Source organism: Phyllobacterium sp. YR620 (genome assembly GCF_900104165.1).
In the GTDB taxonomy this organism is placed as follows: Bacteria; Pseudomonadota; Alphaproteobacteria; order Rhizobiales; family Rhizobiaceae; genus Phyllobacterium; species Phyllobacterium pellucidum.
Map to the genome: position 1 here is coordinate 195775 of NZ_FNJP01000003.1, position 14302 is coordinate 210076.

A 14302-nucleotide genomic window follows, 5' to 3' on the forward strand; every position below is an offset into this window, starting at 1 on the left:
CCGGATGGAACCAGTTTCTCCGTCCGGGTTCAAGCAGCCCTATCGACGTAGATGCAGCCTTCCGGCACCGTCACCTCGGCGGGAAGCGAGGGATCGTAGCGGTAAAGCGTCGAGCAATAGGGGCAGACCTTTTCATTGTCGTCGCCAAGATCCAGAAATACGTGCGGGTGATCGAACGGAGGATTGGCGCCGACACACATGAATTCCTTCACGCCGATGCTGATCGCTGCATGACCAGCGCTGTTCTGGAAATGAGGGATGCTGTGTCCAGCCATTTTACGCTCCTGACGACTCGCCGCTCAACGCGCCTTGGCGCAATTGACTTCTCTTTCCCTAGGGTTTGTATCATCCTGAATGCGATTTCAAGACGCTTGCAAACAATCTGTCAAAACACCGCATTAGTTTGCCGTTGAGACATGACCGTATATTCCGTTGCCCGTATAGTGGCAGCCAGTATTTGATTGGAGAACAATTATGAACGAACAGGCGCCCCTCATTCCGCAACCGGTGGAGAGCGTCGATCTGCCCGATCTGCCGAAAAGCGTCGATCGGTTCGTCAATCGCGAGTTCTCCTGGCTGCAGTTCAATCGCCGCGTGCTGGAGGAAGCCCACAACGCGCACCAGCCCCTGCTGGAACGGCTGCGTTTCCTGTCGATCTCGGCCGCCAATCTCGACGAGTTCTTCATGGTTCGCATCGCCGGGCTGGCCGGTCAGGTTCGTGCCGGCGTCTCCGATCGCAGCGACGACGGGCGCACCCCGCAGGAACAGCTCGATTTCGTGCTCGAAGAGGTTGGGCGGCTCCAGGCCGCGCAGCAGATCAGGCTGACGGAACTGCGCGCCGAAATGCTGAAGGAAAATATCGAGATCGTGCGGCCGGACCGGCTTACCAGCGCCGAACAGGCGTGGCTCGAAGATCACTTTCTTGAAACCATCTATCCGGTGCTGACCCCACTCGCCATCGACCCGGCGCACCCGTTTCCATTCATCCCCAATCTCGGATTTACCATCGCCATGTTGCTCAACCGCAGCAGCGACAATCGCCCGATGACGGCGCTGCTGCGCCTGCCGCAGGCGCTGAAGCGTTTCATCCAGATTCCCGACGAGAGCGGCCATTTCCGCTTTCTGACACTGGAAGATGCAATCAGCCTCTTCACCGGGCGGCTGTTTCCCGGCTACGAAATCAAGGGGGCAGGCACGTTCCGCATCATTCGCGACAGCGATATCGAGGTGGAAGAGGAGGCCGAGGATCTGGTGCGCCTCTTCGAAAGTGCATTGAAGCGCCGCCGCCGCGGCCAGGTGATCCGCATCGAGTTCGACGACGAAATGCCGGAATCGCTGCGCAGCTTCGTTGCCACCGAGCTTGGCGTGCCGGACAATCGCATCAGCGTGCTCGAAGGCCTGCTCGCCCTCAACATGATGTCGGAAATCGTCGGCATACCGCGGGCCGACCTCAAATTCGTGCCCTACAATCCGCGCTTCCCCGAGCGTGTCCGCGAACATGGCGGCGATTGCTTTGCGGCGATCCGCGAGAAGGACATCATCGTTCACCATCCTTACGAATCCTTTGATGTCGTTGTCCAGTTCCTGCGCCAGGCCGCCGCCGATCCCGATGTCGTCGCCATCAAGCAGACGCTCTACCGCACATCGAACGACAGCCCGATCGTGCGCGCGCTTATCGATGCGGCCGAAAGCGGCAAGTCGGTGACGGCATTGATCGAACTCAAGGCGCGGTTCGACGAAGAGGCGAATATCCGTTGGGCGCGAGACCTGGAGCGCGCCGGCGTGCAGGTGGTCTTCGGCTTCATCGAGTTGAAGACGCATGCGAAGATGTCGCTTGTGGTGCGGCGCGAAGAAAACCGGCTGCGCAGTTACGTGCATCTTGGCACCGGCAACTACCATCCGATCACGGCGAAGATCTATACCGATCTCTCGTTCTTCACCTGCGAGCAGGCCATCGGCCGCGACGTGGCGCAGATTTTCAACTACATCACCGGCTATACACCGCCATCAGGGGAAATGCGCATTGCCGTTTCGCCGATTTCGCTGCGTCCGCGCATCCTCCAGCACATCGCCGAAGAGATCGAGCACGCCAAGGCCGGACGTCCGGCTTCGATCTGGATGAAGGTGAATTCGCTGGTCGACGCCGAGATCATCGACGCGCTCTATAAGGCGAGCAAGCACGGTGTCGAAATCGACCTGGTCGTTCGCGGCATTTGCTGCCTGCGCCCGCAGGTGCCGGGGCTTTCGGAAAACATTCGCGCAAAATCGATTGTCGGCCGTTTCCTCGAGCACAGCCGCATCTTCTGCTTCGGCAACGGCGAAGGATTGCCCTCCGAAAAAGCACTCGTCTATTTCGGTTCGGCCGACATGATGACACGCAATCTCGACCGCCGCGTGGAGACGCTGGTGCCGATCACCAATCCAACTGTGCATCAACAGGTTCTTTCACAGATTATGCTGGCCAACGTTCTCGACAACCAGCAGAGTTACGAGTTACTAGCAGACGGAACGTCGCGCCGGATTGAGCCGGCCGAAGGTGAAGAAGCTTTCAACGCGCAGGAATATTTCATGACAAATCCCAGCCTTTCCGGCCGTGGCAAGTCGCTGAAATCCTCGGCACCTCGACTGATTGCCCATCGCAAGCGCTCGAAAAGAAACAAGGCTGCATGATCTCCGCTGCACAGGGACGCGTACAGGGGCGCCAGCCGGCCGCAGTTATCGACATTGGCTCGAACTCAGTGCGCCTTGTCGTTTACGAAGGCGTCAACCGCTCGCCCACTGTGCTGTTCAACGAGAAGATTCTCTGCGGTCTCGGCAAGGGTCTGGTCAAGACACACAAGCTGAATGCCAAGGCGGTGCAAAGCGCGCTGCGTGCGCTGCGCCGCTTCCGGGCCCTGGCCGATCAGGCGGGAGCGGTTTCGCTCGACGTTCTCGCAACGGCCGCAGCGCGCGAGGCCGAGAACGGCTCGATGTTCATCAAGGAAGCCGAGGCGCTGCTCAAAGAACCTATCCGGGTGCTTTCGGGCCGCGAGGAAGCGTACTATTCCGCCCTCGGCATCATCTCGGGATTTCACGATCCGGACGGGATTGCCGGCGACCTCGGCGGCGGCAGTCTCGAACTCGTCGACGTCAAGGGGCGTCAGATCGGCGACGGGATCACACTTCCGCTTGGCGGCCTGCGCCTGCAGGACATGGCCGATGGTGATCTCACGGCAGCAGTGACGATAGCACGGAAGTATCTGGCTTCTGCCAAGCTTCTGGCCAATGGCAAGGGGCGCACCTTCTATGCCGTCGGCGGCACCTGGCGAAATCTCGCCAAGCTGCATATGAGCGCGACGCACTATCCGCTGCATGTCATGCATCATTACGAAATTCCGTTCGAGGAGGCGCAGCGCTTCCTGAAGCTCGTCGCCGCCGGCGATCTCGATTATATGCGCGGCATAGAGGACGTCTCGAAAAACCGCCGCTCATTGCTTTCCTATGGCGCAATTGCGCTGCTCGAAACCATCAAACTGATGCGTCCGGCCCAGGTTGTATTCTCGGCGCTTGGGGTACGCGAGGGATTTCTCTATTCGCTGCTTTCTGAAAGCGAGCAACTGGAAGACCCGCTCATCTCGGCAGCCGATGAACTGGCGGTACTTCGCGCCCGCTCGCCTGCCTATGCGCGCGAGCTTGCCGAATGGACCGGTGGCGCCTTTGCCGCGCTCGGGTATGACGAGACCGAGGACGAAAGCCGCTATCGGCGTGCTGCCTGCCTCGTAGCGGATATCAGTTGGCGCGCCCATCCGGATTATCGCGGCTCGCAGGCCTTGAACATGATTTCCAACGCCGCCTTTATCGGTATCGATCACCCCGGCCGCGCCTATATCGCTCTTGCCAATTTTTTCCGCCATGAAGGCATTACCAACAGCGTCGCCGATCCGGACCTCGCGGCGATTGCCACGCCGCGCCTGCTCGAATATTCGCGCATCCTCGCGGCGGTCATGCGCATCGTCTACCCCTTCTCGGCCTCGATGGCCGGGGTGGTGCCTTACCTGTCCTGGAAGGCGACGGCAAACGGCATCGATCTCGTTGTTCACAAGTCCAAGGCAGACCTTATCGGCGATGTGCCGGAGGGCCGGCTGCAGCAACTGGCGAAACTTACCGGTAAAAACATCCGGATGACGATCGGCTCCTAGTTCTCGGAGCCGACCTTAACCGCAAGGCAATTGGCGATTGACCGCTAGATCGGCGCGGCCGTTACTTTCTTGCGCGCGGGCAGGGTCATGGCTGCGACCCCGGCAATGACGCAAACGAGCCCAAGCCATGCGGTCGAGCTCAGGCTTTCCCCGAGGAACAGGACGCCGATTCCAACCCCGATCGGCACGCGCAGATAGGCTTGCGACGTTGTGCTGACCGATCCCAGCGTATGGACGAGGCGGAAAAAGATCACGAAGGCGAGGGCGGTCGAGAAAACCGCAAGGCCAAACAGGGCTGCAATCGACGCGGTTGACGGTACGATCGTCCACGGATGGTCGAAGACAAGGCTCAAGGGTATGAGCATGACCGCACCGCATATCATCGAGCCCGCCGCAGGCATCATCGGGTCCATCCCCTTGAAGCCGCGGCCGAAAATAGCTGCGCACGCATAGGAAATTGTCGCAGTGACAATTGCGAGCTGCGAGACAAGTTCCTTGCCGAGGCCGTTGAAGGCCTCAAGGCCGATGATCAGGCTGATGCCAACGACGCCAGCAGTGACGCCGAACACCTTGCGGGCGGTCACAGGTTCGTGCCGTGTGATGAGCACGGTGAGCAGGAACGTGAAGATCGGGGTCGTCGAATTGAGGATCGTAGCAAGACCGGCGTCGACGGTGATTTCGGCCCAGGCAACCAGGGTAAAGGGGATGACACTGTTGATGCAGGCCTGGATGAAGAAGCGCTTCCACACGTCCGGATCTCGCGGCAGTGCGAGACCACGCATCCTGATGATGGCGAGCAGTAGCGCTCCGGCAATCAAGGTGCGCGCGGCAATAAATGTAACGGGCGGAATGGTTTCCACGCCGATCTTGATGAAGGTATAGGAAGCCCCCCACAGCGTGGCAAGCACCGCGAGAAGGGCAATCTCTCTGGCAAGCGGCGGGGTCGTCGAAACGGCGGGACTGGACATGCGTGGTTGCCTAATATGTGATGTGATCATGCCGGGACGTTAGCTGCATCGCCAAAGCGATGCTACGATCACGGCCGAACTATCGGCTTACTCTTCTGGCCAGGGAACTGCCCGAATCTTCCTGTTTTCGAATTTGAGGCAAAGCGATCCGTTGATCAGCTGCAGCGCCTTTTCGCCGAAAACCTCGCGCCGCCAGCCCTGCAGCGCCGGAATGTCGTCGACGTCGCCCTCGGCGGCGATCCGGTCGATCTCGTCGGTTGTCGCAACCACCTTCGCGGCGACACCATGCTCCTCGGTGACAAGGCGCAAAAGCACCTTGAGGAGTTCAGCGGCAGCACCGGCGCCTTCCGGCGACTGCACGGATTTCGGCAGGCGCGGCATGTCTTCCTTCGGCAGGTCGAGCGCGAGATTCACCGCATTGAGAAGGCCGGTCGCCATGCTCGATCGTTCCCAGCCTTTCGGGATCGTTCTGAGGCGTGACATCGCCTCCGCATCGCGTGGCTGCTGCTGCGCGATCTCATAAATCGCATCGTCCTTGAGCACGCGCCCGCGCGGCACGTTCCGCTCGCGCGCCTCGCGTTCGCGCCAGGCCGCGACACTGCGCAGAACCGCGAGTTCCTGCGGCTTGCGCAGGCGCATCTTCAGCCGCTTCCACGCATCATCCGGATGCATGTCGTAGGTTTCGCGCGCCGTCAGGATTTTCATCTCGTCAAGCACCCAGTCGGTGCGGCCCTCTTCCTGAAGGCTCTGCTTCAGATGAAGATAGATGTCGCGCAGATGCGTCACGTCGGCGAGCGCATAGTCGAGCTGCTTTTCGGAGAGCGGGCGGCGACGCCAGTCGGTAAAGCGTGACGATTTGTCGATTTGCGCCCCGACGATGCGCTGAACCAGCTGATCATAGGCAATCGCATCGCCAAAACCGCATACCATGGCCGCAACCTGCGTGTCGAAAACCGGATGCGGGATGAGATTTCCGAGGTGGAAGATGATTTCGATGTCCTGGCGCGCGGCATGGAAGACCTTGACGATCTTCTCATCGGCCATCAGCCGAAAAAAAGCAGCAAGATCAAGGCCCGGCGCCAGCGCATCAACGATCGCAGTATGATCAGGCGAGGCAAGCTGAATGACGCAGAGTTCCGGCCAGAAGGTGGTCTCCCGGATGAATTCCGTATCGACGGTCACGAAATCGGATTGCGAAAGGGCCGCGACAGCCTGTTCAAGTTGGTCGGTGGTTGTAATCATGCTCATAAATTTTCTATAGCGAATGAGAATGCGTTTGTCTCCGCCCCGATCTTGACAAATCACCCTCAAAATGCGCTTGTCCGCCCAAATTCTTGGCTCATGCCGGGGCATTTCCCACGCTTTTCGGCAACCAGCATAAATTCAGAGGCACATACCATGCACCGTTACCGCAGCCACACCTGCGCAGCCTTGCGTAAATCGGACGTTGGTTCGACTGTTCGTCTATCCGGCTGGGTCCATCGCGTCCGCGACCACGGCGGCATTCTCTTCATCGACCTGCGCGACCACTATGGTCTCACGCAAATCGTTGCGAGCCCGGATTCGCCAGCATTCAAATTGGCGGAAACCGTGCGCGGCGAATGGGTTATCCGCGTCGACGGTGAGGTCAAGGCCCGTACCGACGATACGATCAACCCGAACATGCCGACCGGAGAGATCGAAATCTTCGCCCGCGAGATCGAAGTGCTGTCGGCTGCCAAGGAATTGCCGCTGCCGGTCTTCGGCGAGCTCGACTACCCCGAAGATATCCGTCTGAAGTACCGCTTCCTCGACCTGCGTCGCGACACGCTGCACAAGAACATCATGGCGCGCACGAAGATCATCTCGGCGATGCGCCGCCGCATGTCGGAAATCGGCTTTACGGAATTCTCGACGCCGATCCTGACCGCCTCTTCGCCGGAAGGCGCGCGCGATTTCCTCGTTCCGAGCCGCATACATCCCGGCAACTTCTACGCCCTGCCGCAGGCGCCACAGCAATACAAGCAGCTCATCATGATGTCGGGCTTCGATCGCTATTTCCAGATCGCACCGTGCTTCCGCGATGAGGACCCGCGTGCCGACCGCCTGCCCGGCGAATTCTACCAGCTCGATATCGAGATGAGCTTCGTCGAGCAGAACGACGTGCTTTCGACGATGGAACCGGTGCTGCGCGGCATCTTCGAGGAGTTTGCCAATGGCAAGCCGGTAACGCAGGAATTCCCGAGGATTTCCTACGACGTCGCCATGCGCAAATACGGCTCCGACAAGCCGGATCTGCGCAACCCGATCGAGATGGAAGCCGTCACCGAGCATTTTGCCGGCTCGGGCTTCAAGGTTTTCGCCAACATGATCGCCAACGATCCAAAGGTCGAGGTCTGGGCGATACCGGCCAAAACCGGCGGATCGCGCGCATTCTGCGATCGCATGAACTCCTGGGCGCAAGGTGAAGGACAGCCCGGCCTCGGCTATATTTTCTGGCGCAAGGAAGGCGAGGCGCTGGAAGGTGCCGGACCGCTTGCCAAGAATATCGGCCCGGAACGTACCGAAGCCATCCGGACGCAGCTTGATCTCGACGAAGGCGACGCCGTGTTCTTCGTGGCGGGCGATCCGAAAAAGTTCGTCTCCTTTGCCGGCGCGGCGCGCACCCGCGCGGGCGAGGAACTCAACCTCGTCGATCGCGACCAGTTCAAGCTCTGCTGGATCGTCGATTTTCCCTTCTTCGAATGGCTGGAGGAAGAAAAGAAGATCGATTTTGCCCACAACCCGTTTTCCATGCCGCAGGGCGGCATCGACGCGTTGGAACACCAGGATCCTCTGACGATCAAGGCGTTCCAGTACGACATGGTCTGCAACGGCTTCGAAATTGCCTCGGGCGGCATCCGCAACCACCTGCCGGAGACGATGGTCAAGGCGTTCGAGGCCGTTGGACACTCGCGCGAGACGGTGGAAGAGCGTTTCGGCGCGCTTTACCGGGCATTCCAGTATGGCGCTCCGCCGCATGGTGGCATGGCTGCCGGCATCGATCGCATCGTCATGCTGCTCGTCGGTGCCAGGAACCTGCGCGAGATCACCATGTTCCCGATGAACCAGCAAGCCTACGATCTTCTGATGAATGCACCTTCGGAAGTGTCGCAGGCGCAGCTGCGTGACTTGCACATCCGCCTCAATCCGGTGAAGAAAGAGGTTTAAAAACCTCGCCGATGTGGTTTTGAATACAGAAAAGCCCGGCTGCAATGCCGGGCTTTTTGCTACGCCAAAATCTATCTTGGAGCTCGTCCGGGGAACAAACGGAGTTGCACCGACTCCCTCCGCCATCATCCTCGGGCTCGGCCCGAGGATCCATGTCGCGCGAAATGCTACTCCGTGGCGGTGACAGTCACCCCGAGCGTCTTGATCAGCGATTTCGGATCGGCCATGCCGCCCGCCGCGATGATAGCGAAGGGTACGGGCTTTGCCGGCATCGCCTTGATTTCAATCGTTTTCGGGTTGTCGAGATAGGTGCTGGTCGCCTGGGCGAGCGCTTGCGCGAAATCGGCATTCTTCAACTGCGTGGCGGCCATCGGAATGATCATCTTCGCCTGATTGATCAGGTCAGAACGCTTGGCGCCCTGTTGCTTGGCGACATAATCAAGTGCCTTGTAAGTGAGGGACGCGTCGTCGAAGCGGATCGCAGCGCTGTTGAAGCTCAGTTGCTGCATGAGGCCGAGCATGGCCATGCCCTGCGCATCATCGGGCTTGCCTTCCATGTTCTTGGTGGCTTCCTGCAAGCCCTTGATGAAATCGAGCGTATAGCCGGAAATGTCGAGCTTGATGCCGAGTGTACCGGCATTGTCGGCGATATAGTCCATCTTTTCGATGTTGAGCCGGCCATCGGCCATGTTCCAACTGCCGCTCATGTCGATCTTGCCAGTGAGCGTCTCATAGCCGAGCGCCTTGAGGGCGTCTTTCGCCTTCGGGTCTTCCACCGTCGACAGATCCGCCTTGAAGCGTTCCACGTTGGAGGTGAAGGTGACGGGGGCAGACGCGGTGATCGGCGACACGGTGACCGTCAGATTGTCGGCGTTGAAGACGTCCTTGCCCTTTGCATTGACGTCGAAGTGCTTGATCTCGGCCTTTTCATATTGAAGGATTTTGGCAAGCGGATCGGTTGAGCCTTCAGGAGGCAAGGTGATTCCAGCAAGGCTGATGCCGCTGACATTGACCTTGCTGCCGGGTTCGCCTTCAGGGGTGAAGTTGATGTCGGGGATCGTCAGCGAGCCAATCTTGAAACCGCCTCCGGGCGCGTCAGATACGTCGGTCAATGTCACGTCGCCGGCGCTGAAACTTTCCTTGACGCCCGCGGTCGATACTTTTGTATCCTTCAGGACGACAGTCGAGCCGTTGGTTTCCACACTGCCGTAGTCGAAGGTGCCGCCCTGTTCGGCATAGACGGCCTTGAGGCGCCCTGCGACGGCATTTCCATCGACCGCATAGGCCGATCCGGCAAAGATGATCATGAGAGCAGAGGTTGCGCCGAGGACGCGCAGGCTGGAATTCAGATGCATTGAAGCCATGAGTTGATCCCTTCTGTTCCCGTATTCGAAGCGTGCAGCAGCGGCAAAACTATGGCCATCACCGAGGAGCTTTGCTGTTAAAGGGCGAGAAGGTCAGATTTGCAGATCGAAAGCAAGAGCTGTGCGTCCGGCAGGGCCAACTGGCTGTGATCTTGGCGAATCATTGCTTGCCGCCGAATCGGCGAGTTGATAACCCATTGACATGGGAAAAAGCGTGATTCCGCCAGATAATGGCGACGACAATGACAATAATATCGAGCCGGTCGATCTGAAGGCGGCGCTGGAGGAGCGCTATCTCGCCTATGCCCTTTCGACGATCATGCATCGCGCGCTGCCGGACGTGCGCGACGGGCTGAAGCCGGTGCATCGCCGTATCATGCATGCCATGCGGCTTCTGCGCCTTTCGCCGGACCAGTCCTATGCCAAGTGCGCGCGTATCGTCGGCGAAGTCATGGGCAAGTTCCATCCGCATGGCGACCAGTCGATCTATGATGCGCTGGTGCGCCTGTCGCAGGATTTCGCCGTGCGCTATCCGGTCGTCGACGGCCAGGGCAATTTCGGCAATATCGACGGCGATAACCCGGCGGCAATGCGCTACACCGAAGCGCGGATGACCGATGTCGCCATGCTGCTTCTTGAGGGCATTACCGAGGACGCGGTCGATTTCCGGCCAACCTATAATGAAGAGGACGAGGAACCGATCGTCCTCCCGGGCGCATTCCCGAATCTTCTCGCCAATGGCTCGTCTGGCATCGCCGTCGGCATGGCGACGTCGATACCGCCGCATAATGTTTCCGAGCTTTGCGCGGCCGCGCTGCATCTGATCAAGCATCCGGACGCGAGCGTCGAGGACCTGATGTCGACCGTGGAGGAGGAAGACCCGCTCAAGACCAAGGTGCGCGGTCCCGATTTCCCGACCGGCGGTATCCTCGTCGAAACAGCGGATGCCATTCTTGACGCCTACAAGACCGGTCGCGGCGGTTTCCGCCTGCGTGCCCGCTGGGAGGTTGAGGATCAGGGAAGGGGCACCTGGAATATCGTCATCACCGAGATCCCGTATCAGGTGCAGAAGTCACGGCTGATCGAGAAGATCGCCGAACTCCTGATTGCCAAGAAATTGCCGCTGCTCGACGATGTGCGCGACGAATCCACCGAGGACGTGCGCCTTGTCCTCGAACCGAAGAGCCGGAGTGTAAATCCGGACATCCTGATGGAATCGCTGTTCAAACTGACGGAACTTGAAACCCGTTTCCCCTTGAACATGAACGTGCTGTCCAACGGCAAGGTGCCGAATGTCCTGTCGTTGCGCGATGTCTTGAAGGAGTGGCTCGAACACCGCAAGGATGTGCTTATCCGGCGCTCGCGCCACCGGCTCGGCGAGATCGAACGCCGTCTCGAAATCCTTGGCGGCATGCTTATCGCCTATCTCAACATCGATGAGGTCATCCGCATAATCCGCGAGGAGGATGAGCCGAAACAGGAGATGATCAGGCGCTTCGAACTCACAGACGTTCAGGCCGAAGCCATCCTCAACATGCGGCTTCGCTCGCTGCGCAAGCTTGAGGAGTTCGAGATTCGCAAGGAATTTGACGGTCTCACCGCCGAAAAGCGTGAGATTGAACAACTCCTCGGTTCCGAACCCAAGCAATGGCAGACCATTTCCTGGCAAATCTCGGAAATGCAGAAAAAATATGCGCCGCATACGCTGCTCGGCAAGCGTCGCACCACATTCGCGGAGGCGCCGCAGCACGACCTGACCGATATTCATCATGCGATGATCGAGAAGGAGCCGGTCACCGTCGTCGTCTCCGAAAAGGGCTGGATGCGCGCCATGAAGGGACATCTTGCCGATTTCTCGGCGCTGACCTTCAAGGAAGGCGACAAGCTTAAGCTTGCCTTCCATGCAGAAACAACGGACCGCATCCTTGTCCTCACCACTGGCGGCAAGTTCTACACCATCGGCGCCAACAGCCTGCCGGGCGGGCGCGGCCATGGCGAGCCGATCCGCATCATTGTCGACATGGAGAACGACCAGGACATTGTCACGGCCTTCGTGCATAGCCCCGAGCGCAAACTGCTGCTGTCCTCGCATGTCGGCAATGGTTTCGTCGTTCCCGAGGCCGAGGTGATCGCCAATACCCGCAAGGGCAAGCAGGTGATGAACGTCAAGGCACCGGACGAGGCGCGCCATTGCATTCCGGTTACAGGCGATACGGTTGCCATCGTCGGCGAAAACCGCAAGATGCTGGTGTTCCCGCTGTCGGAGGTGCCCGAACTCGGACGGGGCAAGGGTGTGCGGCTGCAGCGCTACAAGGATGGAGGCGTGTCCGATATCCGCATCTTCGCCATGGCGCAGGGCCTGACCTGGCAGGACGCGGCCGAGCGCACCTTCAGCCGAAGCGAGGCCGAACTCCTTGAGTGGATCGGCCCGCGCGCAACCGCCGGACGGATGGTGCCGAAGGGTTTCCCGCGCTCCGGCAAGTTTGCTTGATATCGCTTGCGACTTAAGTCGTCTGTTCCGAACGATTGTTGTTGTCTATTGTCGCGCGACATGAGACAACCATATGATCAAATCGTTTAGAAGCCGCGCGCTTAAGCGCCTCTACAACATAATGATCCTGGCCGCCTGCCTCCGGATATGGTGCCAAGCTTGGCAATCCCCATTGGGAGGTATCGGCTGCGCAGAGCTAGAATACCCCTCGTAAAATTCTTCAGTCTGGGGATGCCCGAAGGCGTAGCCGGTTCAGAGAAAGCAATAGAACTTGTGATGACGCCACTTAAGCGGATCGCAAGGCCTGATGACTCCTCCTCGGACTTTCTCAGGACGAGTTGCGTAGGTACTTGGGCGACATGATGGCATCCAATTCCGAGTTGTTAAGCCTACTGGAACGGCTGGGTATTTCTCCGCCGGGCAAGCTGCGGGGTAAACTCGTGGAGCATGCTGCACGAGAAATAAGCGAACTAGGCATCTTTCAGCGAGTAGCAAAGGGCCATCACTTGCAAGTCGATTAGCCTGATACTTCCGTGCATTGTAGAAATAGGCGCCCCCGTATTATGGATTGAAGCGCATTCTGGTCGGCAGTTTCGCACTCCCAGATCGTAACCGTCCGCCATCCCCTCGCTTGTAAGGCGGGTATTGTCGCTGCATCTCTGGCGACATTGCGCGCTAACTTTTCGTTCCAGTACTCGGTTCTTGTTTTCGGCACGGACGCGCGTCTGCAGCCCTGATGCTGATGCCAAAAGCACCCATGCACAAACAGGGCAGTCTTCAACTTTGGGAAGACAAGATCAGGCTTGCCCGGCAGGTCAGATCTTTGTAAACGAAATCTAAGGCCTACTGCATGCGCAGCTTTCCGTACCCTTATCTCGGGGCCGGTGTTTGTAGCTTTGATCTTCCCCATAACGGCTGATCTGCGCTCGGCTGAGATTTGATCGACCATAGTGTCGCGCCCCTAGGCGGACTTCATTCCGCTGCGACAAGCGAGCGAACCATCTCGCCGTCCTGCGCCTTCATCACATTCATCAACTGACGACCGACCCACTCGGCCACGGGAGGCGTCACAGCATTGCCAACAGCATGATAGCGCAAGCTATCGATGCGATCAGCCTGCCGCTCATCAAAATGGCGTGGCCTCGTCCAATCCTCAGGGAACCCTTGAACTCGCTCAATCTCATTAGGAGTAAAGCGTCTTACGCGTCCATCCGGATACCAGACATAGTTACGAGACCAATCAGTCCCCGTATGGCGTGCCGACTCGGCATAGATGCAGTGAGCAATGCTCTTTACGAGGGGTCCTTTGAGAGCATCTCCAATGATTGTCTGAAAGAGGGAGGCAGATTTCTCTTCATCCTGTCTACCCTTCTTAGAATTCCAGTCGCCGCATTTTGGCTCAAAAAGTACTTGTCCGGGACCTCGTGAGTCTCGATGCATGGCAACAATGTAGACACGACGGCGCTGCTGGGGGACTCCGAAGTCTTTGCTGTTAAGCACACGCCATCCGACACCATACCCGAGTTCGTCCAACGCCTTGAGTACGATGGCGAAGTCGCGTCCTCCGTGACTAGAGAGAAGGCCGTGGACATTTTCGAGGACAATGGCTCGTGGAGTGCGTCCTCGAACGAGGCGCATAAAGTCGTGAAAGAGTCCAGATTGGTCGCCTCGAAGCCCAGATCGAGGCCCCATGCGTGCAAGCGAGAGGTCCTGGCATGGGAATCCTGCTGCCCAAACGTCAGCTTCAGGGATTTTTGTGTCATCGAGCTTCCTAATATCGTCGTCAAGCGGGAGGTTAGGCCAATGCTGCTGGAGGATTTCGCGGCAGAAGGGCTTCACTTCACATTGGAACCGCACGTCGAATCCGGCGCGTTCAAGCCCTAGGTCGAGCCCGCCGATCCCAGAGAAAAATGAGGCGACCTTGTATGACAGAGTTTCACTCCAATAGAGAACATAAAGAGAACATTGGCCAACCATACGACGTTTGGAGTCAGGTCGTCAATGCACCACGTAGCGAAGAATCGTACAGATGATATTCTACTATCACGAATCAAACTTATAAAGGATTAACCATGACCACATGCTCCGTTCGGTGGAGATCGTCGGGGGGAC

10 protein-coding genes are annotated in these 14302 nt (G+C 58.6%); 4 read left to right on the top strand and 6 right to left on the bottom strand.

Annotated elements, in window-relative coordinates; genetic code table 11:
* Nucleotides 1–29 precede the first annotated feature (29 nt).
* Nucleotides 30–275: a zinc-finger domain-containing protein gene (locus tag BLR72_RS12745; RefSeq protein ID WP_027232370.1), complete on the bottom strand. Its 246-nt coding sequence runs from the start codon at nt 273–275 to the stop codon at nt 30–32.
* 199 nt (nt 276–474) lie between these two features.
* Between BLR72_RS12745 and BLR72_RS12750 the strand changes: the two genes are divergently transcribed.
* Both BLR72_RS12750 and ppx read left to right on the top strand, forming a co-directional pair.
* Complete coding sequence (locus tag BLR72_RS12750) at nt 475–2670, top strand: RNA degradosome polyphosphate kinase (protein WP_091949065.1); 2196 nt, start codon at nt 475–477, stop codon at nt 2668–2670.
* Nucleotides 2667–4178 (top strand): exopolyphosphatase, encoded by a 1512-nt coding sequence (ppx, locus tag BLR72_RS12755; protein WP_091949068.1) that lies wholly within the window; start codon nt 2667–2669, stop codon nt 4176–4178. Before BLR72_RS12750 ends, ppx begins: the two co-directional genes overlap by 4 nt.
* A 44-nt stretch (nt 4179–4222) precedes the next feature.
* Here ppx and BLR72_RS12760 read toward each other — a convergent pair whose 3' ends face one another.
* Complete coding sequence (locus BLR72_RS12760) at nt 4223–5146, bottom strand: DMT family transporter (RefSeq protein WP_091949071.1); 924 nt, start codon at nt 5144–5146, stop codon at nt 4223–4225.
* 87 nt (nt 5147–5233) lie between these two features.
* Nucleotides 5234–6394 (bottom strand): ribonuclease D, encoded by a 1161-nt coding sequence (gene rnd / locus BLR72_RS12765; RefSeq protein ID WP_027232374.1) that lies wholly within the window; start codon nt 6392–6394, stop codon nt 5234–5236.
* A 150-nt stretch (nt 6395–6544) separates the two neighbouring features.
* On the opposite strand from rnd, the gene aspS reads away from it, so the two are divergent.
* Nucleotides 6545–8335 carry an aspartate--tRNA ligase gene (aspS, locus tag BLR72_RS12770; protein WP_091949074.1) on the top strand — a complete coding sequence of 597 codons (1791 nt, stop codon included), beginning with the start codon at nt 6545–6547 and terminating at the stop codon, nt 8333–8335.
* 167 nt (nt 8336–8502) lie between these two features.
* Here the strand turns inward: aspS and BLR72_RS12775 are convergent, their stop codons facing one another.
* Nucleotides 8503–9699 (bottom strand): hypothetical protein, encoded by a 1197-nt coding sequence (locus BLR72_RS12775; protein WP_091949076.1) that lies wholly within the window; start codon nt 9697–9699, stop codon nt 8503–8505.
* A 202-nt stretch (nt 9700–9901) separates the two neighbouring features.
* Here BLR72_RS12775 and parC point away from each other — a divergent pair, with 202 nt between their 5' ends.
* Nucleotides 9902–12190, top strand: a complete 2289-nt coding sequence (gene parC, locus BLR72_RS12780; RefSeq protein ID WP_091949079.1) for a DNA topoisomerase IV subunit A — start codon at nt 9902–9904, stop codon at nt 12188–12190.
* 517 nt (nt 12191–12707) lie between these two features.
* Here parC and BLR72_RS12785 read toward each other — a convergent pair.
* Nucleotides 12708–13139 (bottom strand): very short patch repair endonuclease, encoded by a 432-nt coding sequence (locus BLR72_RS12785; RefSeq protein WP_091949082.1) that lies wholly within the window; start codon nt 13137–13139, stop codon nt 12708–12710.
* Between the two features lie 23 nt (nt 13140–13162).
* Entirely contained in the window at nt 13163–14167 is a 1005-nt protein-coding gene (gene dcm / locus BLR72_RS12790; RefSeq protein WP_091949085.1) for a DNA cytosine methyltransferase, read from the bottom strand.
* Nucleotides 14168–14302 lie beyond the last annotated feature (135 nt).

What these genes read in the sequence shown, in the direction of transcription:
- BLR72_RS12750 (WP_091949065.1), top strand. Translation starts at nt 475, where the DNA reads ATGAACGAACAGGCGCCCCTCATTCCGCAACCGGTGGAGAGCGTCGAT.
- rnd (WP_027232374.1), bottom strand. Translation starts at nt 6,394, where the DNA reads ATGAGCATGATTACAACCACCGACCAACTTGAACAGGCTGTCGCGGCC.
- aspS (WP_091949074.1), top strand. Translation starts at nt 6,545, where the DNA reads ATGCACCGTTACCGCAGCCACACCTGCGCAGCCTTGCGTAAATCGGAC.
- parC (WP_091949079.1), top strand. Translation starts at nt 9,902, where the DNA reads ATGGGAAAAAGCGTGATTCCGCCAGATAATGGCGACGACAATGACAAT.
- ppx (WP_091949068.1), top strand. Translation starts at nt 2,667, where the DNA reads ATGATCTCCGCTGCACAGGGACGCGTACAGGGGCGCCAGCCGGCCGCA.
- BLR72_RS12745 (WP_027232370.1), bottom strand. Translation starts at nt 275, where the DNA reads ATGGCTGGACACAGCATCCCTCATTTCCAGAACAGCGCTGGTCATGCA.
- BLR72_RS12775 (WP_091949076.1), bottom strand. Translation starts at nt 9,699, where the DNA reads ATGGCTTCAATGCATCTGAATTCCAGCCTGCGCGTCCTCGGCGCAACC.
- BLR72_RS12760 (WP_091949071.1), bottom strand. Translation starts at nt 5,146, where the DNA reads ATGTCCAGTCCCGCCGTTTCGACGACCCCGCCGCTTGCCAGAGAGATT.
- BLR72_RS12785 (WP_091949082.1), bottom strand. Translation starts at nt 13,139, where the DNA reads ATGGTCGATCAAATCTCAGCCGAGCGCAGATCAGCCGTTATGGGGAAG.
- dcm (WP_091949085.1), bottom strand. Translation starts at nt 14,167, where the DNA reads ATGGTTGGCCAATGTTCTCTTTATGTTCTCTATTGGAGTGAAACTCTG.